The organism is Streptomyces sp. NPDC002133, assembly GCF_040296405.1.
Taxonomy (GTDB): Bacteria; Actinomycetota; Actinomycetes; order Streptomycetales; family Streptomycetaceae; genus Streptomyces.
Genome location: NZ_JBEOXF010000024.1, coordinates 1 through 23,378, shown reverse-complemented (window position 1 = coordinate 23,378; position 23,378 = coordinate 1). Strand labels below are relative to the sequence as shown.

At 70.8% G+C, this 23,378-nt stretch carries 19 protein-coding genes and 1 pseudogene; 7 read left to right on the top strand and 13 right to left on the bottom strand.

Going from position 1 to position 23,378, the window contains the following annotated elements:
- Positions 1-12: 12 nt before the first annotated feature.
- The 3 genes from ABT078_RS22460 to ABT078_RS22450 form a co-directional block, all read right to left on the bottom strand.
- On the bottom strand, positions 13-1,203 hold the full coding sequence (locus tag ABT078_RS22460) for a lipid-transfer protein (protein ID WP_351230395.1): 1,191 nt from the start codon (positions 1,201-1,203) through the stop codon (positions 13-15).
- Between the two features lie 15 nt (positions 1,204-1,218).
- Entirely contained in the window at positions 1,219-3,396 is a 2,178-nt protein-coding gene (locus ABT078_RS22455) for an acyl-CoA dehydrogenase family protein (protein WP_351230393.1), read from the bottom strand.
- A gap of 137 nt (positions 3,397-3,533) precedes the next feature.
- Positions 3,534-4,829: a PP2C family protein-serine/threonine phosphatase gene (locus tag ABT078_RS22450; protein ID WP_351230391.1), complete on the bottom strand. Its 1,296-nt coding sequence runs from the start codon at positions 4,827-4,829 to the stop codon at positions 3,534-3,536.
- Positions 4,830-5,264: 435 nt separating this feature from the next.
- Here ABT078_RS22450 and ABT078_RS22445 point away from each other — a divergent pair, with 435 nt between their 5' ends.
- The 5 genes from ABT078_RS22445 (at position 5,265) to ABT078_RS22425 (ending at position 10,879) form a co-directional block, all read left to right on the top strand.
- Positions 5,265-5,930, top strand: coding sequence for a class I SAM-dependent methyltransferase (locus tag ABT078_RS22445; protein WP_351230389.1), 666 nt, complete (start codon positions 5,265-5,267; stop codon positions 5,928-5,930).
- A gap of 23 nt (positions 5,931-5,953) precedes the next feature.
- Entirely contained in the window at positions 5,954-6,832 is an 879-nt protein-coding gene (locus ABT078_RS22440) for an N-acetylmuramoyl-L-alanine amidase (RefSeq protein ID WP_351230387.1), read from the top strand.
- A 163-nt stretch (positions 6,833-6,995) separates the two neighbouring features.
- Entirely contained in the window at positions 6,996-7,769 is a 774-nt protein-coding gene (locus ABT078_RS22435) for a hypothetical protein (RefSeq protein WP_351230385.1), read from the top strand.
- A gap of 110 nt (positions 7,770-7,879) precedes the next feature.
- Positions 7,880-8,890, top strand: coding sequence for an LLM class F420-dependent oxidoreductase (locus ABT078_RS22430; RefSeq protein WP_351230383.1), 1,011 nt, complete (start codon positions 7,880-7,882; stop codon positions 8,888-8,890).
- A gap of 291 nt (positions 8,891-9,181) precedes the next feature.
- Positions 9,182-10,879 carry an LCP family protein gene (locus ABT078_RS22425; protein ID WP_351230381.1) on the top strand — a complete coding sequence of 566 codons (1,698 nt, stop codon included), beginning with the start codon at positions 9,182-9,184 and terminating at the stop codon, positions 10,877-10,879.
- Positions 10,880-10,945: 66 nt separating this feature from the next.
- Here the strand turns inward: ABT078_RS22425 and ABT078_RS22420 are convergent, their stop codons facing one another.
- Complete coding sequence (locus tag ABT078_RS22420) at positions 10,946-11,482, bottom strand: hypothetical protein (protein ID WP_351230379.1); 537 nt, start codon at positions 11,480-11,482, stop codon at positions 10,946-10,948.
- Positions 11,483-11,601: 119 nt separating this feature from the next.
- On the opposite strand from ABT078_RS22420, the gene ABT078_RS22415 reads away from it, so the two are divergent.
- Positions 11,602-11,895, top strand: coding sequence for a hypothetical protein (locus ABT078_RS22415; protein ID WP_351230377.1), 294 nt, complete (start codon positions 11,602-11,604; stop codon positions 11,893-11,895).
- Between the two features lie 331 nt (positions 11,896-12,226).
- Here the strand turns inward: ABT078_RS22415 and ABT078_RS22410 are convergent, their stop codons facing one another.
- The 3 genes from ABT078_RS22410 to ABT078_RS22400 all read right to left on the bottom strand — a co-directional run bounded on the left by ABT078_RS22410 (position 12,227) and on the right by ABT078_RS22400 (position 15,547).
- Positions 12,227-13,336, bottom strand: a complete 1,110-nt coding sequence (locus ABT078_RS22410) for a prenyltransferase (RefSeq protein ID WP_351230532.1) — start codon at positions 13,334-13,336, stop codon at positions 12,227-12,229.
- Positions 13,337-13,341: 5 nt separating this feature from the next.
- Positions 13,342-14,073 (bottom strand): class I SAM-dependent methyltransferase, encoded by a 732-nt coding sequence (locus ABT078_RS22405; RefSeq protein ID WP_351230375.1) that lies wholly within the window; start codon positions 14,071-14,073, stop codon positions 13,342-13,344.
- Positions 14,074-14,206: 133 nt separating this feature from the next.
- A complete protein-coding gene (locus ABT078_RS22400) occupies positions 14,207-15,547 on the bottom strand; it encodes a glycosyltransferase family 4 protein (RefSeq protein ID WP_351230373.1) in 1,341 nt (446 codons plus the stop codon).
- Between the two features lie 238 nt (positions 15,548-15,785).
- Here ABT078_RS22400 and ABT078_RS22395 point away from each other — a divergent pair, with 238 nt between their 5' ends.
- Positions 15,786-16,427, top strand: coding sequence for a TetR family transcriptional regulator (locus ABT078_RS22395; protein ID WP_351230371.1), 642 nt, complete (start codon positions 15,786-15,788; stop codon positions 16,425-16,427).
- Here ABT078_RS22395 and ABT078_RS22390 read toward each other — a convergent pair.
- The 6 genes and pseudogenes from ABT078_RS22390 to ABT078_RS22365 form a co-directional block, all read right to left on the bottom strand.
- Entirely contained in the window at positions 16,412-17,284 is an 873-nt protein-coding gene (locus tag ABT078_RS22390) for a tetratricopeptide repeat protein (RefSeq protein ID WP_351230369.1), read from the bottom strand. The two genes, ABT078_RS22395 and ABT078_RS22390, sit on opposite strands and share 16 nt — an antisense overlap.
- A 291-nt stretch (positions 17,285-17,575) precedes the next feature.
- Positions 17,576-17,809, bottom strand: a complete 234-nt coding sequence (locus tag ABT078_RS22385) for a ferredoxin (RefSeq protein ID WP_351230367.1) — start codon at positions 17,807-17,809, stop codon at positions 17,576-17,578.
- Entirely contained in the window at positions 17,809-19,296 is a 1,488-nt protein-coding gene (locus tag ABT078_RS22380) for an aldehyde dehydrogenase (RefSeq protein WP_351230364.1), read from the bottom strand. The genes ABT078_RS22385 and ABT078_RS22380 overlap by 1 nt, the downstream gene beginning before the upstream one ends.
- 209 nt (positions 19,297-19,505) lie before the next feature.
- Positions 19,506-20,576 (bottom strand): annotated as a pseudogene (locus tag ABT078_RS22375) (tyrosine-type recombinase/integrase); the annotation flags it as partial.
- Between the two features lie 24 nt (positions 20,577-20,600).
- Positions 20,601-21,572 carry an IS3 family transposase gene (locus tag ABT078_RS22370; protein ID WP_351230530.1) on the bottom strand — a complete coding sequence of 324 codons (972 nt, stop codon included), beginning with the start codon at positions 21,570-21,572 and terminating at the stop codon, positions 20,601-20,603.
- A 25-nt stretch (positions 21,573-21,597) separates the two neighbouring features.
- Complete coding sequence (locus ABT078_RS22365; protein WP_351230360.1) at positions 21,598-22,854, bottom strand: IS110 family RNA-guided transposase; 1,257 nt, start codon at positions 22,852-22,854, stop codon at positions 21,598-21,600.
- Positions 22,855-23,378: the final 524 nt, after the last annotated feature.

The following is a 23,378-nucleotide window of genomic DNA, read 5'->3' as shown; positions in this document are numbered from 1 at the left end:
GACCGGGAGGTCCTAGGACTTTCGCAGCACGGTCACGACGGCCGCCCCGCCCAGCCCGATGTTGTGCGCAAGACCGGTCCGGGCGCCCGGCACCTGCCGGGTCCCCGCCTCACCGCGCAGCTGCCAGGTCAGCTCGGCGGCCTGGGCCAGGCCGGTCGCGCCCAGCGGATGCCCCTTGGAAATCAGCCCGCCTGACGGGTTGACCACCCACCGGCCCCCGTACGTCGTCGCCCCGGACTCGACGAGCTTGCCCGACTCGCCGTCCGCGCACATCCCGAGCGCCTCGTACGTCAGCAGCTCGTTGACGGAGAAGCAGTCGTGCAGCTCGATGACGTCGATGTCCTCGATGCCGAGGCCGGACGCCTCGTACGCCCGCCGGGCCGCGGCCCGTGACATGGGCCTGCCGACCACGTCGATGCAGGAGCCGGGCACGAAGGAGTCGGCGGTGTCGGTGGCCATGGCCTGTCCGGCGATCTCGACGGCCCTGTCGTGCAGTCCGTGCTCGACGACGAACCGCTCGGAGACGACGACGGCCGCCGCCGACCCGTCGGAGGTCGGCGAGCACTGGAGCCTGGTCAGCGGCTGGTGGATCGGCTTGGCGGCAAGGATCTCGTCGACGTCGTAGACGTCCTGGAACTGGGCGTTCGGATTGTTCGCCGAGTGCCGGTGGTTCTTGGCGGCGACGGCGGCGAGCTGGCGAGGGGTCGTGCCGTGGCGCTCCATGTGCTCGCGCGCCGCGTTGCCGAAGATCTGGGCGGTTGGCGGGGTCATCTCGAAGCCGTGGGCCGCGGCCATGATCCCGTAGTGCCGGGCCACGGGCGAGGTCGTGAAGTCCCCTCCGTCGGCTCCCCCGCCCAGCGCGCCCTTCTTCATCTTCTCGAAGCCGAGCGCGAGCACGCAGTCGCTGATCCCGCCCTCGACGAACTGCCGGGCCATCATCAGCGCCGTGGAGCCGGTCGCGCAGTTGTTGCTGACGTTGTAGACGGGGACCCCGGTGAGGCCGAGTTCGTACACGGCCCGCTGTCCGGCCGTCGACGCCTGGAAGCAGTAGCCGACGGGGACCTGCTGGACGCGCTCGTACGGGATGCCCGCGTCGGCCAGGGCCGCCGATCCCGCCTCCTTGGCCATGTCCCAGTACTGCCAGTCCCTCGACTCGGGCTTCTCGAACTTCGTCATGCCGACACCGACGATGTAGCTCTTCATGTCTTCGGGGCTCCTTCAGTCTCGCGGCAGGCCGAGGATGCGCTCGGCGACGACGTTGAGCTGGACCTGGGTGGTGCCGCCCGCGATGGTCAGACAGCGGGACAACAGCAGTCCGTGCACGGCCCGTTCGCCCGCGCCCTCGCGGACGGCGCCCGCCGGGCCGAGGAGTTCGAGGGCCAGTTCGGCGACCCTCTGCTGGTGCGGGGTCTGGACGAGCTTGCGCACGGACGCGCCGGGACCCGGTTCCATGCCGTCGACCTGCTGCAGGGCCGTGCGCAGTCCTAGGCAGGCGAGGGCGTGCGCCTCGGCGGCGAGCCCACCGATCCGGGCCCGGTACGTGTCGTCGAGGCGGGGCGCCTGCGCGATCAGTTCCTCCAGTCCGGTGTCGAAGGTCAGCTGGTCGGCCATGTGGACGCGTTCGTTGCCGAGGGTGTTGCGGGCCACCCGCCAGCCGTCGTTCACCTCGCCGACGACGGCGTCGGCGGGGAGCAGCGCCCCGTCGAAGTACACCTCGTTGAAGAGGGACTCGCCGGTGATCTCTTTCAGCGGGCGGATGTCGATGCCGTCCGTGGTCCGCATGTCGACGATGAAGTAGGTGAGGCCCCGGTGCTTCGGGGCCTCGGGGTCGCTACGGGCGAGGAGGATGCCGTGGTCGGCCCACTGGGCGGCGCTCGTCCACACCTTCTGCCCGGTGATCCGCCAGCCGTCCGCGGTGCGTTCCGCCTTCGTGCGCAGGGAGGCGAGGTCGGACCCTGCGCCGGGCTCGGAGAAGAGCTGGCACCACAGCAGGTCGCCGCGCAGGGTGGGGCCGAGGAAGCGGTCCTGCTGCTCCTCGGTGCCGTACGCGATGAGGGAGGGCACCACCCAGGTCGCGATGCCCAGGTCGGCGACCTTGACACCGGCTGCCCGCAGCTCCTGCTGGACGGCGAGCTGCTGGAGCGGCCCGGCGCCGAGGCCGTACGGGGGCGGGAGGTGCGGGGCCGCGTAGCCGGTGGGGGCGAGGGCGCGGCGGGCGGCGGCCGGGTCCAGTCCGCGGGCGGGGGCGACGGCCTCCCGTGCGGCCGGACGGTACGGCTCCGCCTCGGCGGGGAGCTCCAGGCGGAGCTCGCGGCGGGCGCCCGCCGCCGCGAGCCGCACGGCTGCGGTGCGGTGCGCGTCGCCGGGTCCCAGGAGCTGGCGGGCGACGACGGCCCGGCGGAGGTGGAGATGGGCGTCGTGCTCCCAGGTGAAGCCGATGCCGCCGAGGATCTGGATGCAGTCCTTGGCGCAGCTGTACGCGGCGTCGAGGGCGACGGACGCGGCGAGCGCGGCGGTGAGGCCGCGGACCTGCGGGTGGTCGTCGGCGGCCCTTGCCGCGTCCCAGGTCAGGGCCCGCGCCTGCTCGACGCGTACGAGCATGTCCGCGCACAGGTGCTTGACCGCCTGGAACTGTCCGATGGGTCGCCCGAACTGCTCGCGCACCTTGGCGTGTTCGGTGGCCGTGTGCAGCGCCCACGCGGCGGTCCCGCAGGCCTCGGCCGCGAACAGCACGGCGGCGAGGTCCCGTACGAGGGCGGGGTCGACGTCGAGGACGCGGTCCCGTGACACGGTCACGCCATGGGCGGTGACCTCGGCCGTGGGCCGGGTCGGGTCGGCGCTCTCGTGTCCGCGCACCGAGAGGTCCGCAGCGTCCACGGCGAACCAGCCGCCGGCCGTGCAGAGTACGAGCAGATCGGCGTGCGCGGCGCCGAGCACGGGCGGTGCGGTGCCGTCGAGTGCGTACCCTCCGCCCCGCTCTGCCGGTCGCGCAGTGAGTGCACCGGGCCCGAGGGCGACGGCCCCGATGCGCCGCCCGTCGGCGAGCGGCTCCGCCAGATCGCCGCGCCCGGCGCGGGCCAGCACGGCGGAGGCGAGCACGCTCGGCAGGTACGGGCCGGGCAGCGCGGCCCGCCCGGTCTCCTCCAGGACGACGGCGAGGTCGAGGAGCGTGCCGCCTCCGCCGCCGTACTCCTCGGGCAGATGCAGCCCGTGGAGGCCCTGCTCCGCCGCCCCGTCCCAGTACGCAGGCCGGCCGCCGGAAGCACCCTCGGGCGCGTCGAGCAGTTTCCGTACGGCTTCGGGCGGCACGGACCGTGCGAGCAGGCGGTGCACGGAGTCCGCCAACTCGCGCTGCTCCTGGGTGATTCCGACGCTTCCGGTGCTTCCGCTCCCCATGCGGGGCAGACTAGAACACGTTCCAATCTGACGGAAGGTCAGATGTCATCGGATCGCGCCCGGGTCGACCAGAGGGCGCGGTCCCGCTGCGCGGTCGCGCTGTGGGCGGTGACCTCGGCCGCGGGCCGGACCGGGCCCTACGGCGATCCGGGCTGCGCGGGGGCCGGTGGCGGCACGGACGCCGGGCTGCTCCCTGCGCCGGCCGGCGTCGGCGGCGGCGCAGCGGATGTCTCGCTCGCCCTTGCCGAGTAGGGGTGATGCCATTCGCAGAGAAGCACGGTCGCGTCGTCGGTGAGTTTGCCGTGGTGTTCGAGCACGGCGTGGACGAGGCGGCGCAGCGTTTCGGGGACCGGCAGGCCGTCGGCCTGGTGGCGGATGATGAAGTCCACGAATCGCCGGCGGCCGAACTCCTGGCCGGTCGGGCTTCGGGCCTCGGTGACTCCGTCGGTGTACAGCACCACGCGGTCGCCCGGTTCCAGCTGGCGGTGGCACACGGTGACGGGAATGCCGAGGTCGGTCCCCATGGGGTGGGTGGGCGGGCAATCAAGCGTCGCGGCCCAGCGTCCGCCCCTGATGAGGATGGGAGGCATGTGGCCACTGTTGACCCACGTGAACATGCCGGTGCGCAGGTCGAGGTCGGCCATGACGCCCGTGACATAGCAGTGGTGCTGGAACTGTTCGAGCAGGACGGCTTCGATGGCGTCGCACACCTGCGCCGGGCCGGCGCCCTGGCGGCGTTGGTTGCGGCAGGTGGCGACCGCGAGGTTGGCGGTCAGCCCGGCGGTGGTGTCATGGCCCATGGCATCGAAGACGGCCATGTGGGCGGTCTCGCCGGCGAGCGCGTAGTCGAAGGCGTCTCCGGCGGTGGCGTACGCCGGCTCCATGGCGCACGCGATGGTGACCCGGTTGTTGGAGAAGGTCCGCGGCGGCATCAAGGACCACTGCATCTCCGCCGAGACGGACATCGGACTGGTCCTGGTGAGCCGGGCGAAGGAGTCGCTGTTGGTCCGTTTGGAGACGAGCATGATGCCCATCAAGGATGCGAGCCCTCGCATGACCTGGGCGTTTTCGGCGGAGCCCGCATCGGTGTCCACGCACAGGACGCCGAGCCGCTCGGTGCCGTCCAGGAGGGGCAGCCAGTACTGACGGCCGCCGTCGCTCGTCGAGGACAGCACCTGGGTGTTCATGAAGCTGCGGCCCGCCACGGTGGCGTCCACCCGCAGCTCCAGTCCGCCGGCCCCGGCGTCGATGCCCCGGCCTGTCACCTCCCTGAGCACCTCCTGCTGCAGGTCCGCCACGAACAGCCGCGCCCTGCCCACCCCGGCGCGCCCGGCATGCTCGCGCAACAGCGCGGGGAGTTCCTCGAACGTCGCCGTGTGACTGGCCCGCAGAAGCTCACTCAGCATGAGGCCGGACTGGGCGAGGGACGTCATCGCAAGACCCGTCGTCGGGGGACACCCGCCTCCGCCCGCGGGCCTTGCAAGAGGCCGGGCCTTGCTGCGCGGCAGACGGAGAACGAGGAGCCCGAAGCGGCTGAAACAACATCACACTACGCCTTTCCGGCAGCAGATCGGATGAACCGGACGCCCCGGAATGGCCTGGCGGCGGGTGAGCGGCCTCCGACGCGCCGACCAGGCGGAGTGCCGGTCTGCGGTCGGTCGTGGACGGTGGGTGTCGAGGGGTCGGATGTGGACCATGAGGCGGTCACCCCCCAAGTCACGCCGCGCGGCCGTCGTTTCGCCGGAGAGCTGCGTGGCCGAGCGTAACCGTTCCGTCACTCACCGATGGCGAGAGTCACGCAACCGCACCTCCGCCTACGATGTGACCGCCCAGTACGCCCGACGCCCGCACGAGCCGGAGGACCCGCCATGGCAGCCGCCACCCCCGCCGCCCCCGAGCCGGAGGTCCTCGCCGCCTTCGAGGCGGCCAAGGGTTTCATGCCCGTACGCGAGGGGCTCGCCCTCCACGCGGCGGCCGCGGAGGCCGGGGCGGCGCTCGGGCTGCCGCTGCTGGAGGTGGGGACGTACTGCGGGCGGTCCACGATCCTGCTCGCGGACGCCGCCCGCGAGGCCGGGACCGTCGCGGTCACGGTCGACCACCACCGGGGCAGCGAGGAGCAGCAGCCCGGCTGGGAGTACCACGACGCCACGGTCGTGGACCCCGAGGTGGGCCGGATGGACACGCTGCCGACGTTCCGCCGCACCCTGCACAAGGCGGGTCTGGAGGACTACGTGATCGCGGTCGTCGGGCGGTCGCCGCAGGTGGCGAAGGTGTGGGGCCGGGAGCTCGGGCTGGTCTTCATCGACGGCGGGCACACCGACGAGCACGCCACGAACGACTACGAGGGCTGGGCCCCGCACGTGGCCGAGGGCGGCCTCCTCGTCATCCACGACGTGTTCCCGGACCCGGTGGACGAATGGACCGGCCAGGCGCCGTACCGGATCTACCTCAGGGCGCTGGGGTCCGGCGCGTTCACCGAGGTCTCGGCGACGGACTCGCTGCGTGTCCTGCGTCGCACCGGGCCGGGGATCTGAGCCGGCCCCACTAGCATCGCGACGTGTCTACGAACGTGACGAACGAGCCGTACGACCAGTACGCCCGGAACCGGCCGCGCCTTCCCCTCGTCGCGGTCGTCGCCCTGGCGACGGCCTGCCTGGCCGGGTGTGCCCAGACCACCGGGGCGAGCGACTCCCCGAAGGGACAGTCCAGGCCGAGCGGCGCCGCCACCGCACCCATCACGCCGACCCCCGGCCCGAGCCTCCTCCCCCTCGCCGGAAAGGTCGTCGTGGTCGACCCCGGCCACAACCCCGGCAACTTCCGGCACACCCGTGAGATCAACAAGCTCGTGGACATCGGGACGAACCGCAAGGAATGCGACACCACGGGCACGGCCACCAACGATGGTTACACCGAGGCCGCATTCACCCTCGATGTTTCACACCGTCTTCGCACACTGCTGGAGAAGCAGGGCGCAACCGTCCAATTCACCCAGGACGGCGACCGCCCGTTCGGCCCGTGTGTGGACGAACGCGCCCGTATCGGGAACAAGGCCGCCGCGGATGCCGTGATCTCCGTCCATGCCGACGGCGGCGCCTCCGGCGACCGCGGATTCCACGTGATCCTGCCCGCCCCGGTGAAGGACGGAGCCGCGGACACGACGAAGATCGTCGGCCCGTCGCGCGAGCTCGGCGAGCGCATCGCCGGGGCGTTCGCCGACGCCACCGGCAGCGCACGCTCCAACTACGTGGGCAAAGGCACCGGGTTGGACGTGCGCAAGGACCTCGGCGGCCTGAATCTGTCCATCGTTCCGAAGGTGTTCATCGAATGCGGCAACATGCGTGACGCGAAGGACGCGGCATTGCTGAAGAGCCCGGAGTGGCGGCAGAAGGCGGCGCAGGGGATGGCCGACGGCATCACCACCTACCTGATGGGGTAGTTGCGTCGAGCGATAGATTGTTTCACGCCGGGGTCCGGGGGGTGCCCCCCGGAACAGCACGGCGTCCGTACGATGGGGCCCGCCCTCTGACCCTCGCGCCGTGCACCGCCGACCGGCGGCACCGACGACCGCGCCGACCGACGCAACGACTAAGGACCTTCACGTGAACATCCGCTCCCTCACTCGAGGCGATGGCGTGGTGATCGGAGCAGCGGTGGTGCTGTTCATCGCCTCGTTCCTCAACATCAGCGACTGCTCCGGCGCCCTGTGCGACGCCGTTCCCAGCGCCTGGGAGCTGTCACAACTGGGGTGGGGCGCCTACTTCCCCGGCATTGTCGGCGCCGCGCTCATCGTCGTTGCGCGTGCGCTGCCCCAGCCCCGCAAGGTCGCCGGTCTCGACCTCGGCCAGGCCGGCACCGTCCTCACGATTGCCTCGGCATGGGCCATTCTGATGTGGATCTTCGAGGCGGAGGGTGCGGGAAGCGCCCTCATCCTCGGCCTGATCGCCTCGCTGCTCCTCGCCGCCGCGGCCGTCGCCACCCCGCTCGTCCCGGCCCTCAAGGGCGCCCTGATCCCCGCCCCGCGTCCGCAGGCACCGCAGCCGTACGGGGCGCAGCCGCCGCAGGGCGGTTACGGCTACCCCGGCGCCCAGCAGCCGTACGGCATGCAGCCCGGTCAGCCCGGCCAGCCGCAGCCCTACGGTGGCCACCCGCAGCAGGGCGGCCCCGCGCCGGCCGCGGACTTCGCGCCGTTCTGGTTCGCGGTGCCGGTGGCCCGGCCGCTGTTCGCGGAGGACGGCTCGCCGACCCCGATCGCCGAGCTCGCGCCCGGCACCTGGTACCTCGCGGTCGAGCAGCGCGGTCCCGCCCTGGTGGCCCAGACGCAGGACGGCCGGCGCGGCGTCCTCCAGGACACCTCGGGCATCCAGCGCGGCTGACGCACCGTCTTCCCTGCGCCGCGGCCCCTCGCCCTTCCGGGCGGGGGGCCGTTGTCGTACAGTCGCCCCGGAACAGAGAACTGACGGTACGTCAGAACGGGGAGACGCGTATGCGGCTCGGACTCGCACTCGGCTACTGGGGGCGCGGCCCGAACCCCGCCCACCTCGACCTCGCCCGTGAGGCCGAGCGCCTCGGCTACGACTCGGTCTGGACCGCCGAGGCATGGGGATCCGACGCGTTCACGCCGCTGACCTGGATCGCCGCGCACACCACCCGCATCCGGCTGGGCACGGCCGTCGCGCAGATGGCCGCCCGCACCCCCACCGCGACCGCGATGCACGCGCTCACCCTCGACCATCTCTCCGGCGGACGGATGATGCTCGGCCTCGGGCTGTCGGGGCCGCAGGTGGTGGAGGGCTGGTACGGGCGCCCGTTCCCGAAGAGCCCGCTGACGGCGACCCGTGAGTACGTGGACGTCATCCGCCAGGTCCTGCGCCGCGAAGCCCCCGTCGAGCTCGCCGGCCGCTTCCACACGCACCCGTACGCGGGCGAGGACGGCACCGGCCTCGGCAGACCGCTGAAGCCGATCACCCACCCACTCCGCGCCGGACTGCCCGTCCTGCTGGGCGCGGAAGGACCCAAGAACATCGCCCAGACGGCCCGGATCGCCGACGGCTGGCTCCCGCTGTACTGGTCCCCGCTCCGGACGGACGTCTACCGGGCGTCACTGACCGCACTCCCCCCGGACTTCATGATCGCGCCGATGGCACGGGCCGCCGTCTGCGACGACGTGGCCGAAGGGCTGCTGCCCGTCAAGGCGATGCTCGGCTTCTACATCGGCGGCATGGGCCACGCCGCCCGCAACTTCCACGCCGACCTGATGGCGCGGATGGGATACGAGGACGAAGCCCGGCACATCCAGCGGCTGTTCGCCGACGGCCGGCGCGAGGAGGCGGTGCTGGCCGTCCCGGACGCCTTCGCCGACGAGATCTCACTCGTCGGCCCCCGCGAACGCATCGCCGAGCGCCTGGAGTTGTGGCGCAAGGGCCCGGTGACGGACCTTCTGGTCACGGCACCGGACCCGCACACCCTGCGCGTCCTGGCCGAGCTGAACACCTAGCCTCGCCGCTTCGGTCGAGGGCCGGTCCGGATGCCGGCCGACACTCGAACGCGCCTTCCTGAGCCAAGACGGGTCCGTGTTCCCTGGAACCGGTGCCGCCAGAGCCGCTTGCGAGTAAAGCGATGTCAAAACCAGCGTGGCAGATGAGGCGGATTGCTGACTATGCCCGGTTTCGAAGACCGTGGACTTGTCACGGACGTCGCTAATGCCGAACGGGCCGGATAGCGTGACGCATCGAACAACCGAGCGCCATGGCGACTCGTGTGGACCGGACGGAGGACCGGGACAACCTTGGATGCGTCGCAGAGCCGTGGGCGGGCGGACGAGATCGACCCCGCCGACCAGTGGGTGCTCAACCCGGACACCGGCGACTACGAACTGCGACTGACCAGTTCCCCGGAGCAGCCGAGGCCGCCCCGCCCCCGCAGCGCCTCCCGCGGCCGCACCACCGCCCCCGTCCGCGTCCCCGGCCAGCGCGGCCCCCGCACCGCACCCGCCCCGGACGACACGCGCGGCTCCGGCCGCCGCAAGCGCAAGCAGCAGAAGAGGGGCGGCAAGAAGAAGGCGCTGATATGGACCGGGGGCGTCCTCGCCTTCGTCCTCGTCGGCAGCTCGGCGTACGCGTACTACTGGTACGACCGCCTCGACGGCAACATCAGCACCGTCGACATCGGTGACGTGGGCAGCGACAGCGTCCTGGGGGACGGCCCGGTCAACATCCTGATCATCGGCAACGACGTACGCGTCGGCAAGGGCAACGAGAGCTACGGCAACCGGGACAACGTCACCGGTCACGCCGACACCACGCTGCTCTTCCACGTCTCCGAGGACCGCAGCAACGCGACCGTGCTGAGCCTCCCCCGGGACCTCATGATCAAAATCCCGGACTGCGAGACCAAGCAGCCCGACGGCTCGACCAAGGTCGTCCCCGGCTCGGCGAACACCACCAGGTTCAACGAGTCCTACGGTGTGAACGGCCGCGATCCGGGCTGCACCATGCGTACGGTCGAGAACATCACAGGCCTCGAGGTCGACCACTTCATGATGTTCGACTTCAACGCGGTCAAGACGCTGTCCACCGCGGTCGGCGGCGTCAAGGTGTGTCTGAAGGACCCCATCAAGGACGAGGACGGCGGAACCAAGCTCGATCTGCCGGCCGGCGAAAGCAGGATCGAGGGCGAGGATGCGCTCTCGTTCCTCCGTAACCGGCACGGTCTCAAGAACGAGAGCGACTTGGACCGCATCGAGATGCAGCAGAACTTCGTCGCATCGATGATCCGGCAGCTGAAGGAAGACACGCTGGACAGCCCGACGAAGATGCTCGACGTCGCCGAGGCCGCCACCAAGTCCCTCACCGTGGACAAGGGGATAGGAGGCGCCGGCAAGCTGGTCACCCTCGCCAAGGAACTCGGCAAGATCGATCTCAAGAACATCACCTTGATGACGGTGCCGGTGATCGACAACCCGGACGAACCCACGCCCGTCACCGTCGTTCTGCATCCGGTCGAGGCCCCGCAGGTCTTCAGCATGCTGCAGAACGACGTCTCCTTCACCGAGGTGAAGAAGAAACAGAAGGAAGCCAAGGACAAGCAGGCCGCCCTGCTCGAAGGCCCTCGCGCGGACGAGGCGGACGTGCGCGTCGCCATCGCCAACGGCGGCGCCCCGAGCGGGTCGGTGAGGAACGTCCTGATCTGGCTGCAGGACTCCAAGGGAGTACCGCAGTCCAGCAGCATCGGCAACGCCCCGGAGGACATTGCCAGGACGACGCTGGAGTACGCACCGAACCAGGCCGACCAGGCCCGTAAGCTCGCGGACCTCATGGGCCTGCCCGCCTCGGCACTGAAGCCCGGCACGACGGACGCCGCCGGTACGGAGCCGATGAAGCTCGTCCTCGGGCCGGACTTCAAGGAGGCCGGCACGCCCATCGCTCCGCCGAAGAAGGTCGATGTCAAGCGGTCCCAGGCCGACCAGGGGACGTGCGACAAGTAGCCACACCCGACCACGGGCCACCCAGGCAACCCGGCGCGCCGGTCACCATGACCGGCTCGACCCGGCTCAGCCGCCGCTGAGCTGGGAGGTGGACGGCACCTTGTCCTTCACCTCGGCGCCCGCGCTCTTGCCCGCGTCCTTGACCTGGTTGATGACGTCCTCGAAGGCACCGACGTCGGCGTCGCTCGCCTGGCCGTTGCGGAGCTTGGTGCCGAGGCCCTTCAGACCCTCGATGCCCGCGGTGATCGGCGCGATGGCCTTCGAGAGCAGCGGGTCGCCCTTGGCGTTGTTCGACGCCGCCTTGAGCCTGTTGTACGCGAACGCGCCCGCGAGGCCCGCCTTCACCAGGGCGAGTTTCTGGCCCTCCGCGCCCTTCTTGAACTTCCCCGCACGGTACGGCTTGACGATCCACTGGTACGTCGCGCCCGCCGCGAGGCCCGCGTTGGCCACGAACCGGGTCTTGGCGAACTTCTGCTTCTCCGCAGTCGTCGTCGGTGTCGCCGAGCCTCCCGCCTCGTCGTCGCCGCCGCAGGCGGCGGTGGCGAAGACCAGCGTGCAGCAGAGCAGCAGCGCCAGGGCCGTACGGCGTATCGGAGTGGGCATGGCAGACCTCCCTGACCTCCCCGAGACCTCAAGCGCCAGCGTCTCCCGGGGCCCGTCGTTCCGCCACTCGGGCGACCTCGGCCACGTTTCGTTCAACAGAAAACGGTAATCCGAAAGTTATGTCTCTCAGAGGAAGCAGCGGTACGAACCAGGCTGCGACGGTCATCACCGTCGTGGCGGACGTCATGGCCGGCATCATCGGCCTGTGGATCCTGATGTACCTGCTTGAGGCGAACCGGGGCAACGATCTGGTGGTCCTCGTCCAGGACGTGGCCCGCTGGCTCGCCGGCTGGTCGCACGACCTCTTCACCTTCGACGACACCTGGGCGCGGGTCGTGGCGGGCTACGGTCTCGCCGCGGTCGTGTACCTCGTCGCCGGACACGCCGTGGCCGGCCGTCTGCGCCGGCACTGACGCTCACTCCGGACGGGCTCCTCCTTGGAGCCCGTCCGCCGCGTACCGGCCCGCCGGGCGCGTGAGAACGGCCACCCTGGCCCACCGCCCGGCGGGGGGCAGACTTCCAGCCCGTCCTGCGCTTGAGCACGGACACCCCGGGCCCGTCCGCAGGCTCCGGCAGACCCCGCCCGCCCGCAGGGCGCACGGTCCCGGTGCGCGCACGTCCTTGGTGATGACGGAGCCCGCCGCGGTGTACGCACCGTCCCCGACTGGTCCACCGGGCCGTCGAAGAAGCCCTGGATCTGGTCCGTGTGCAGATCGACCGTGAGAAGGCGGTCCGCGCCGCGCCCTACCCGCAGCACTCCGGGTCGAGTCCGCGCGGCAGCCTCTCCCCGCCGAAGACAGCGGTGGTCGCCTCGTCTCCCCCCAGGGCGGCCACCGCGAGCAGCAGCGAGCCCGCCGTCCAGGCGGTGAGCTCCTCGGGCCAGACGGCCCGGTTGCCCTCGAAGACGTAACCCGTCCAGTACATGCCGCCCTCGGCGCGCAGGTGCTGGATCGACTGGAGGATCTCCAGCGCCCTGTCGGACTCGCCCATCGCCCAGAGCGCGAGGGCGAGTTCGCAGCTCTCGCCGCCCGTCACCCACGGGTTCGGCAGCACGCACCGCACCCCGAGCCCGGGGACCACGAACGCGTCCCAGTGCTCCTCGATCCGCTCCTTCGCCTCGGCACCCGTCAGCGCGCCGCCGAGGACCGGGTAGTACCAGTCCATCGAGTAGCGGGACTTGTCGAGGAACCGCTCCGGGTGGCGGCGTATCGCATGGGCGAGTGCGCCGGTCGCCAACTCCCAGTCCGGCTGCGGCTCCTCGCGTTCCTCAGCGATCGCAAGAGCGCAGCGCAGGGCGTGGTGGATCGACGAGTTGCCCGTCAGCAGGGCGTCCTCGACGGGTGTGTCCCCGTCCTCGGGGGACTCGCGCTTCCAGCCGATCTGGCCGCCGGGCTGCTGCAGTCGCAGCACGAACTCGACGGCGGCGTACACCGTCGGCCACATCCGGTCGAGGAACGCGTCGTCGCCGGTGGCGAGATAGTGGTGCCAGACGCCGACGGCCATGTACGCGCAGAAGTTGGTCTCCCGGCCGCGGTCCGTCGGTTCGGCCGTGTCCACGCCGTTCCCCCGGTCCTGGTACGCGGCGTACCAGGACCCGTCCGCGAGCTGGTGCCGTGCCAGCCAGTCGTAGGCGCGGCCGGCCGCCTCGTGCTCGCCCGCCGCGTCCAGCGCCATGGCCGCCTCGGTGTGGTCCCACGGGTCGAGGTGGTGCCCGCGGAACCAGGGGATCGCCCCGTCCTCACGCTGCACGGCGAGGATCCCGGCGACGGTCTCGGCAGCCTGCTCGGCGGTGAGGACCCCGGGCAGGACGAGGTGTTCGGTGCTCCCCCTGGCTTCGCCGGGGGCACCCCCGATGGAGGTCACGCGCCCACCTTCGGCGTGTGCGGCTTGGTCGCGTACGCCACGAAGCTCTTGCCGACGACCGGGTTGAGCGCCTGCTCGGCGAGCCGGGTGACCAGGGGCTTCTTCATGATGTCCCAGACCAGCAACTTGTGGTACGCGCGGACCGGCAGCGCCTTGTCGTTGTCGACGCCGAAGGCGCACTTCAGCCACCAGTAGGGCGAGTGCAGCGCGTGCGCGTGATGCGTGCCGTACGGCTTCAGGCCCGCCTCGCGCATCTTCGCGAGCAGTTCGTCGGCCTTGTAGATGCGGATGTGTCCGCCCTCGACCTCGTGGTACGCGTCCGACAGCGCCCAGCAGATCTTCTCGGGTCCGTAGCGCGGGACGGTGACGGCGATCCGTCCGCCCGGTTTGAGCACCCGGACCATCTCGGCGAGCACGCCCTTGTCGTCGGGGATGTGCTCCATCACCTCGGAGATGATCACGACGTCGAACGACTCGTCGGGGAAGGGGAGATTGAGCGCGTCGCCCTCCATCGCGGTGGCGCTCGCGCCCTCCGGGGCCTCCCCCGCCTCCTTCATCGCCGCAAACCACTTGGCGACCTCGCGGATCTCCTCGCCGTTCTGGTCCAGGGCGACGACCTGCGCACCGCGCCGGTAGCACTCGAACGCGTGCCGCCCGGCCCCGCAGCCCAGGTCGAGCACGCGGTCGCCCGGGGCGAGCGGGAAGCGGGAGAAGTCGACGGTCAGCACGGGCTCGGCCCTTCCGGATGGGTAACGGCGCCCCGGTGAGGGGCGCGCCTTGCGGGGATCGTGGGCCTCTGGTCCACGCCTGTGGCCGTGGTGCGGCCGGGGATCGATCGGGTGGGCGCGGGGCGCCGGGGCGTCACCGCGCACTCCCGGCGGCCGCACGTGCGGCGATCGCCTCGCGGTAGAGGTCCGCCGTGCCCTGGGCCGCGCGGGCCCAGGTGAAGCGGGCCAGGACGCGGTCGCGGCCCGCCGCGCCGATGCGGCGGCGCAGTTCGGGGTCGCCCAGGAACCGGCCGATCGCAGCGGCCAGCGCCCCCGCGTCGCCCGGCGGCACCGCCAGGCACGTGTCGCCGTCGGCCCCGGAGACCTCCGGGATCGCTCCGCCCGTCGTGGCGACGAGCGGCGTCCCCGTGGCCATGGCCTCGGCGGCGGGCAGCGAGAAGCCCTCGTACAGCGACGGCACGCACGCCACCTGGGCGCCGCGCACGAGGTCCACGAGCTCCGCGTCGGAGATGCCCTTCACGAACCGGACTTCGCCTTCCAGCCCGTATCGCTCGATCATGCGCGCCACGGGCCCGTCCTCGGCGCGCTTGCCGACGACGACGAGGTGTGCGTCCGGGTGTTCCGTACGGAGCTTGGCGAGCGCCTCGATCAGGAAGACGAGGCCCTTGAGCGGGACGTCGGCGCTGGACGTGCTGACGATCCGCCCGGGCACCTCGGCGACCGCCGGGTCGGGCGAGAAGAGGTCGGCGTCCGCGCCGATGTGCACGACCCGCACCCGCTCCTGCCGCACCCCGAGGTGGTCGACGATCTCCTGTTGCGAGGATCCGGAGACGGTCAGCACGGACGGCAGCCGGCGCGCGACCCGCTTCTGCATGCGCGTGAAGCCGTACCAGCGGCGGACGGAGGCGCGCCGCTTCCAGTCGGCCGCCGCATCGAGCTCCAGCTGCCGGTCGACGGTGATGGGGTGGTGGATCGTGGTGACGAGCGGGGCGCCGAGGTCGCCGAGCAGCCCGTAGCCCAGCGTCTGGTTGTCGTGGACGACGTCGAACTCCCCGCGCCGCGCGACCAGATGGCGGCGGGCCCGCATCGAGAAGGTCAGCGGCTCGGGGAATCCGCCGGTCCACATCGTGGCGACCTCGAGCCGGTCGATCCAGTCCCGGTACTCGCCGCGCTTCGGCGTGCGGAAGGGGTCGGGCTGCCGGTACAGGTCGAGGCTGGGCAGCTCGGTGAGCGGCACGCCCTCGTCCAGCACGGGATACGGCTGGGCGCCGATCACTTCCACGCTGTGCCCGAGCCGGGCGAGCTCCCGCGACAGATGGCGTACGTACACGCCCTGGCCCCCGCAGAACGGGTTGCCCTTGTACGTGAGGAGAGCGATGCGCATCGGTCGGTCACCGGCACCGGCGTCACCCGCACCGGCGGCAGCCGCACCGGAACCCGGACGGGGCCCGGCGGCTATGGCCTCAGCGGTCACTCACGGCCCCCTTCTCACTGCACTTTCGCCGGAGCGTAACTGCTCGCGCTAATCTAGAACAAGTTCCAGACTTGATCGTTCTTGAGCGTTCAAGGAGCATCGAATCTACCGGCAGGTAGCCCGACTGTAAGGCCCGGATCAGGTGATTCGCGCCACGGCGCGGCCCCCTGCCATGCTGTGCCGTCCTGCACGGTCCGTCCACACTCAGGGAACGCAGCGAACTCAGGGAACGGGAGACATGACCGCGGAAGCCAAGGCAGTCACTCCGGCGTCCCCTCCCCTGACGGAGCGCCAGGAGGCCCGCCGCCGCCGCATCCTGCACGCCAGCGCCCAGCTGGCCAGCCGGGGCGGTTTCGACGCCGTGCAGATGCGCGAGGTCGCCGAGGCCGCCGAGGTCGCCCTGGGCACGCTCTACCGGTACTTCCCCTCGAAGATCCATCTGCTGGTCGCCACCATGCAGGACCAGCTCCAGCACCTCCACACGACCCTGCGCAAGCGGCCACCGGCCGCGGACGGCGCGGCGGAGCGGGTCGCCGAGACCCTGATGCGGGCCTTCCGCGCGCTCCAGCGTGAGCCGCATCTCGCGGACGCCATGGTCCGTGCGCTGACCTTCGCCGACCGCAGCGTCAGCCCCGAGGTGGACACCGTCTCGCGCCAGACGACGGCGATCATCCTGGACGCGATGGGCCTGGAGAACCCGACGCCCCAGCAACTCTCCGCGGTCCGGGTCATCGAGCACACCTGGCACTCGGCGCTGATCACGTGGCTCTCCGGGCGCGCCTCGATAGCCCAGGTGAAGATCGACATCGAGACGGTCTGCCGGCTGATCGACCTGACGGACCCGCAGCGGCAGGCCCGTACCGGTCAGCCGACCAGCTGAAGCCCGCTCCAGCTCCGCCCGATCGCGGCCTCCCCGGCCCACTGGTCGAGCAGCAGCCGCGCATCCTCCTCGGGCGCGGCAAGCGCGACCTCCTGAGCACCCGCGTGCACGCTGCTGCCCTCGTACTCGATGCTGCCCTCGCTGCAGCACGCGCAGTGCAGGACGAAGCCGCTCGTCGGCTCGGCACCGAAGTCGCGGTCGGCGAACAGCTCCACCAGCGCATCGATGTCGTCGGCCTCCGCCGCGTTCACGGTCACCGTGAGCGTCGGCAGCGGGGACGGCTCGAAGAGGACCAGCTCGTCGAAGACACTGACGCTCCGGCCCTGGAAGACCCGCTCGCCCTTCGGCTCCCCGTCGTGCACGACGATCTCGCCGAACCGCCGCCCTCCGGTGAAGGGCACGTTCACCACCTGCGCCCGGGTGGGGCAGAGCCGCCGCGCCCACACGACCTCGAACGCGCCGTCCGTCTCCAGCCGTACGCAGGCCATGCCGAACGCACCGTCGACGTCGACCGGCCCCTCGCCCTCGGGCATCGGGATTCCGTAGCCCTCCCAGGCGTCGCGCGCCACCTCCCACTCGCGCAGGATGGTGGCCGCGATGCCCAGGTTCCAGAAGGCCGGGTCGTTCTCGCCGCGCGTGGCACGGGCCGCGGCCTCACGCCCGAGTTCGTACGCCTTGGGCCAGTCGCGGAGGAACTTGTACGCGAGCGCGGCGTCGTACCACCAGATGCCGCTGCGCCGTTCCTCCGGATAGTGCGCGAGCACCAGCTCGTACGCCTGCGCGCACTGCTGCCACTCCTCCGCGTCGAACGCCTCCTGCGCACGCTTGAGCAGCCGCTCGGCCTCGGACTTCTCCACCACTACCCACTCTGATCGCCGGTACCGGACCGCAGGAGGCTACTCCGTCACGGGGCGCCGCGCCTCGCCCGGGGCCACGTGGGGGCGGGGTCCGCCGACGCGCCGCTCTCGGGCTCCGGCGACCGCGGCCGCCCACGGCGCCCCAAGCACGGAACCCCCACCGGCACGGTCACCGGGCCCTGTCGCCCGCATGATCCGGTGAAGGGTTCCGTACGGCAGTTCACCGCAGCCACGGCAGGCCGTCGTGCCTGCTCCTCGGGCGGGAACGCGGCCACTCCTCCGGCGGGTCGGCTACTCCTCGGGCGGGAACACGGTCTCGCCGCTGTCCGTCAGCGTGATCACGATCGCCTCGACCGGGCAGCCCTCCGCCGCGGCGAGGATCTGCTCGTTGGCGTCGGTGTCGGCCGCCTGTGGATGCGACTGACGGGCCGAGTCCAGTCTGAAGCCGTCCGGCGCGTGGTTCACACACATCCCGGAGCCGATGCACACACCCCGGTCGACCTCGACATGCCAGCGGTCACCCATCAGCTCTCGCTCCCGCCCGCCGCGTCAGCGGCAGATGTATACGTGGACGGCAAATGCACCATTTTGTGCTCAAGGTACTCGCCGAAGCCCTCGGGGCCGAACTCCCGCCCCAGTCCGGAGTTCTTGTAGCCGCCGAATGGGCCAAGCATGTCGAGACTGAAGGTGTTGACGTTGAACGTCCCCGTCCTGACCTGCCGCGCGAAGTCGATGCCGTGCTCGACGTCGGCCGTCCACACGCTCCCGCTGAGCCCGTAGTCGGAGTCGTTGGCGATCTTCGCGGCCTCGCTCTCCTCTCCGTACGGCAGGAGGCAGATGACCGGACCGAAGATCTCCTCGCGGGCGATCCGCATCGCGTTGTCGACGCCGCCGAAGAGGGTCGGCTCGACGTACCAGCCGCGCTCCGGACCGGCCGGACGGCCGCCGCCGGTGAGGATCTTGGCGCCCTCCTCCTGGCCGATCCTGATGTAGTCGAGGGAACGCTGCTGCTGACGCTTCGCCACCAGCGGTCCGACCTGGGTCGCCGGGTCCAGCGGGTCGCCGACCACCAGCGCGCCCGCGGCGGCGGCGAACGCCTCGGCGATCTCGTCGTAGCGGGAGCTCGGGACGAGGATGCGGGTCTGGGCGACGCAGGCCTGGCCGTTGTTCATCCAGGCCGCCGGCACGATGCCCTGAACGGCCGCGTCCAGATCGGCGTCCGGCAGGATCACGGCGGCGGACTTGCCGCCCAGCTCCAGCGTGACGCGCGTGAGATTGCGGGCGGCGACCTCCATCACGCGCTTGCCCGCGGCGACCGAGCCCGTGAACGACACCTTGTCGATGCCCGGGTGCCCGACGAGGTACTCGCTGACCTCGCGGTCCGCGGGGAGGATCGACAGCACACCCTGCGGCAGCCCGGCCTCCTTCGCGATCTCGCCCAGGATGTACGCGTCGAGCGGCGACTCCGGCGACGGCTTGAGCACGACCGTGCAGCCGGTGAGCAGCGCGGGCGCGAGCTTGGCCGCGGCGACGAACTGCGGCACGTTCCACGGCACGACGGCCGCGACGACCCCGACGGGCTCGCGCCGCACCAGGATCGGCCCGAGCACGCCGGTGCGCCGCTCCTCGTACCTGAAGTCGCGGGCGACGGTGATGGCCGCGTCCCAGACCATCATCGCGCCGAGGGCCTGTGCGAGGACGCTCCAGGAGTACGGGGAGCCGTTCTGCGAGCTGATCGAGCGCGCGATCTCCTCGTGCCGTACGGCGATGGCGTCCTTGATCCGGCCGACCACCTCGATCCGCTCGTCGAGCGTCATCCGCGGCCATGGCCCGTCGTCGAACGCGGCACGCGCGGCCGCGACGGCACGGTCGACGTCCGCCTCGGTCGCATGCGGGACGCGGCCGATGACCTGCTCGGTGTGGGGGGAGATCACCTCGATGGTGTCCGCGCCCAGGGGATCGACCAACTCCCCGCCGATGTACAGCTTTCCGTGCTCGACCAGCTCGGTCATGACGCCTGCCTCCCGCGCACCGGGGATCTGTCGGGGGACCCGCCCGGCGATCCGCCGGGGATCTGCCGGAGATCTGGCGGAGCTCTGCGGGGGTCTCCCTGGGATCTTCTGACACTGTTTCAGAACTGATACCAGTTCTAGTTCAACTAAGCCAGACTCGGGACCGAATAGGCCCCCACCAGCGGTTTCGCCGCTGATGGGGGCACCCCCTATGCCGCCTGGGCCGTGTCTGGGCCGTCGTGCGCTTCACCGGCCGTCCAGTACATGCCGTCGACGGCCTTCCGGGTGCGGCTCTCACTGCTCGGCATCAGGTGCGTGTAGACCCGGAGTGTGAAGCCTGCATCCGCGTGGCCCAGACAGCCGCTCAGGGCCTTGATGTTCTCCCCCGCGTCGAGCAGAACCGACGCGTAGAAGTGCCTCAGTGCGTGCATGCCGTCCTCGCGAGACTCCTTCACCCGCTGACCGGGCTCGGGCTCGGGGAGCACGCCAGCGGCGACGAGAGCGGTCCTCCAGTTGTTGACGTTGAAGTTGTTGCGAATGACCGCTGTGCCCCCGGGAGTCGTGAACATCAGCTTCTTCATCACCGGCGGTCCGTCCAGGGTGAGCCACGGCAGAGTGACTTCCGCCGGCGGGAAGCGCTTCATGTGCGCTGCGAGCACATGGCTCACCTGCTTGGGAAGGGGCACGTCCCGGACCTTGCCTCGCTTTGGCGGCGCGAAGACGGGATGCCCGTTGACCAACTTCACCTGATAGCCCACGTGAAGCCACCCCGTGAGGAAACCCACCTCGTCCACGGGGAGACCGAAGATCTCGCCCTGCCGCAGCCCGCAGCCACCGCCGACGTCGACCATCGCGCGATAGTGGTCGGGCAGCGCATCCCGTACCGCGAACACCTGCGCAGCGGTCCACGGTCGAACCCGGCTGGGTGACGCCGCCGGGGCCTTGACCGACGCGGCACGGCAGGGGTTCTTCGCGACGAGCCGGTCATCCACGGCGGCCGTGAAGACAGCCGCCACGTTGGCGAAGATGACTCGGCGATACGAGGCAGCCAGGCCGGCGTCTTCCAGCGCGCGGGACCATTCCCGGATGTGCTCGGGCTGAAACGAGCCGAGAGGACGCGACCCGATGTGCGGGTAGGCGTGCAGCCTGAGCCGGTATTCCGTGCCCGTCCGCGTGGCGACATCGGTGGTCTGAGCGGCGGCCCAGCGTTCGGCGTACTGCTGGAACGTCGTACGGCTCGCGTTGGGGTCGATGTACTGACCGCGCGACATTGAAGTTTCCCCGTGATCTTGGACACGTCGTCGTTACGCCGCGAGGGCCTGATCCTGTTGGTAGCGCAGGCGTGTCTCGTGGGGCGTGAGGTAGCCCCAGTGGATGTGCTTGCGCAGGCGGCGTCTGTTGTAGAAGCTCTCGATGAAGTCGAAGATGTCGGCGCGGGCTGTCGCGCGGTCGGGCCAGAAGCGAGTGCCGATCTCCTCTTTGAGTACAGCCCAGAAACTCTCCGCGGCGGCGTTGTCGAAGCAGCTCCCGGTCCGACCCATGCTTTGCCTGTGCCCCAATATGCCGATTCTGTGGCGCAGTTGGCGGGAGGTGTATTCCGATCCGCGGTCACTGTGGATCACGCAGCCGGGCTCCAGGCGGCCCAGCGCGGCGGCCATGTCGAGCGCGTCGACGACGAGTTCGGCGCGGTGGTGGTCGGCCATCGAGTACCCGATCACCTCGCGCGTGGCCAGGTCCATCCACGAGGCAAGGTAGAGCCAGCCCTCGGCGGTGGGGATGTAGGTGATGTCTCCGACGATCTTCGTGCCGGGGCGGGTGGCGGTGAAGTCCCGGCCGATCAGGTCCGGCGACGGGGCGGCTTTGGTGTCGGCCTTGGTCAGGCTGCGGCGTCCGGTGCGCCGGCTGTTCCCGGCGATGCCGTGCTCTCGCATGACCCGCGCCACCCGCTTGCGGTTGACCGGCCGGTCCTGTCGGCGCAGTTCGGCGGTGACGCGCGGGACGCCGTAGTTCCGCCGGGAGGCGAGGTGGATCACGGCGATCTCGTGCGCCAGGGCCTCATCGGCCCGCCGCCGCGCTTCGCGGGCTTCCCGTCCGGCCACCCACGCGTAGTACGTGGAGCGGGCGGTCTTCGTTACCTTGCACAGCAGCGTGATCGGGTAGTTCGCCCTCTCCGCGTGGATGAACCGGCATATCTTGCTCACCGGTCGCTCTCCTTCGCGAAGAAGGCCGTCGCTGAGATGTGAATCCGCCGGTTTGTCGGCAGGCGTCAGCGCCACCGGACCGGACGGCGAGAACGGCGGGCTATCCGGCGGGTTTGGTGGTGACACTCAGGCCGAGCTCCTCGAGCTGCGCGATCAGGCGCCGGGCCCGGTGCTCGGGCGAGTAACGGCGACTGACCCAGTCCGCGCCCAGCTCCCGGAACGGCACCTGGTCGCGGGCGATGTGCCAGTAGGCGACGATGATGTCGTGCCGGGTGGCGCCGATGGCTTTATAGCGTCCGGCCCGGCCACGGATCTGGGCATGATGGGCGGCCAGATAGGTGCCCTTGGCCCGGGCCGCACCCCAGGCCGCCTCGGTCAGAGCCTGCTTGAGCCACCGCGATCCCGGTCGGGTGCGACCCGAACGCCGCTTGCCGCCCGAGGCGTTGTTGCCCGGGCAGATACCCGCCCAGGAGGCGAGATGGCCGGAGGAGGGGAAGATCGACATGTCCAGGCCGATCTCGGCGACCAGGACCTGGACGGTCTTCGGGCCGACACCGGGAATCGTGCACAACAGCTCCAGCATCAACTGGTGCGGCTCCAGCCGGCGGGCGATCTCGGCGTCCAGCTCGGTGATGGCGGCATCGAGGGTGTCCAGGTTGGCCAGCAGCCGGCGGGCGAGCACCCCGTGGTGTTCGACGCGGAAACGGTGCCCGAGTGCCTCCTCCAGCCTCTCCCGCTTGGACCGCAAGCGGCCCTTGACCAGCGAGGCCAGAACCTTCGGATCGCGCTCCCCGTCCACCAGTGCGTCCAGGATCGCCCGCGCGGACTTCGAGTACGCCTGGGAGGCCACCGATGTCAGTTTGATCCCGGCGTCCTGGAGCACCTTCTCCAGCCGCTGGATCATTCGAGCCCGTTCCTGCGTCACCGCCGTCCGTGACCGGGTCAGGTCCCGCAGGTCCCGCATCTCACGGGGCGGCACGAATGAGGGCCGCACCAGACCGTGTTCGAGCAGCTGGGCAATCCAGACGGAGTCGGCCACGTCCGTCTTGCGGCCCGGCACGTTGTGCATGTGCTGGGCATTCAGCAGCCAGCAGGTGAAGCGCTCCTCCAGCGCACTGAACACCGGCTTCCAGTAGATTCCGGTCGCCTCCATGCCGACCAGCTCCACCCGCTCGAGCAGCAGCCAGTCACTCAGCTCGGCCAGCCCCCGCTGAGTCGTGGCATACGTCCGTGTCTCCTGGCCCCGGCTGTTCTTGCGCTTGCCCGGCCAGCGGACCGTGGCCACGACCGTGTCGCGGTGCACGTCCAGGCCCGCGCAGCGGGCCACCACCACATCCATCCCAGTCTCCTCGGGCATGACGTCGTCCCAGCGGACGCCGCCCGAAGGGGCCTACCGGTTCAAAGAGTCTGAGATTCGCGCTCGTGGCAGCAGTCAGAAGTCCCTCAAGCCCCAGCGTCATACTTTTTCCGGACTCGCAGTACCACACGGCACCGACGTCTGCCGGGCGAGCCCCCTCGATGATCGCCCACCATGCGGGACCCACGCACCAGCGCACGGCAGCAACCCCAGCGGCGCGTGAGAGCACCAGCCACCGAGGCGCATTCTCATCGCGCGCCGGTGCACGCCCGCAGGGCGCCCATGGATACTTTTTCAGGATCTCGATCGTTTTCGCCTGCTCGGCGGTCAGCCTCCGCAGCCGCTTTAGTTCCTCATCCCGGTCGTCCGCGCTCTGCCCGGCCTGCCCGGCGACGGGGCCGGATCCGGCGTCCTGGGCGGCGCGGGCCTCGGAAGATTTCAAGTCCAGTGAGACGGTCGTAATGCTATGAGATTTGTGGTGCGGGTTCGCGGCGCTTGGCCGGGTCGTTGATCCAGGCGGTCTG

Excerpts from the sequence above, each read along its gene's own strand:
- ABT078_RS22460 (WP_351230395.1), bottom strand. The coding sequence starts at position 1,203 with ATGAAGAGCTACATCGTCGGTGTCGGCATGACGAAGTTCGAGAAGCCC.
- ABT078_RS22455 (WP_351230393.1), bottom strand. The coding sequence starts at position 3,396 with ATGGGGAGCGGAAGCACCGGAAGCGTCGGAATCACCCAGGAGCAGCGC.
- ABT078_RS22450 (WP_351230391.1), bottom strand. The coding sequence starts at position 4,829 with ATGACGTCCCTCGCCCAGTCCGGCCTCATGCTGAGTGAGCTTCTGCGG.
- ABT078_RS22445 (WP_351230389.1), top strand. The coding sequence starts at position 5,265 with ATGGCAGCCGCCACCCCCGCCGCCCCCGAGCCGGAGGTCCTCGCCGCC.
- ABT078_RS22430 (WP_351230383.1), top strand. The coding sequence starts at position 7,880 with ATGCGGCTCGGACTCGCACTCGGCTACTGGGGGCGCGGCCCGAACCCC.
- ABT078_RS22420 (WP_351230379.1), bottom strand. The coding sequence starts at position 11,482 with ATGCCCACTCCGATACGCCGTACGGCCCTGGCGCTGCTGCTCTGCTGC.
- ABT078_RS22415 (WP_351230377.1), top strand. The coding sequence starts at position 11,602 with ATGTCTCTCAGAGGAAGCAGCGGTACGAACCAGGCTGCGACGGTCATC.
- ABT078_RS22395 (WP_351230371.1), top strand. The coding sequence starts at position 15,786 with ATGACCGCGGAAGCCAAGGCAGTCACTCCGGCGTCCCCTCCCCTGACG.
- ABT078_RS22385 (WP_351230367.1), bottom strand. The coding sequence starts at position 17,809 with ATGGGTGACCGCTGGCATGTCGAGGTCGACCGGGGTGTGTGCATCGGC.
- ABT078_RS22380 (WP_351230364.1), bottom strand. The coding sequence starts at position 19,296 with ATGACCGAGCTGGTCGAGCACGGAAAGCTGTACATCGGCGGGGAGTTG.
- ABT078_RS22365 (WP_351230360.1), bottom strand. The coding sequence starts at position 22,854 with ATGCCCGAGGAGACTGGGATGGATGTGGTGGTGGCCCGCTGCGCGGGC.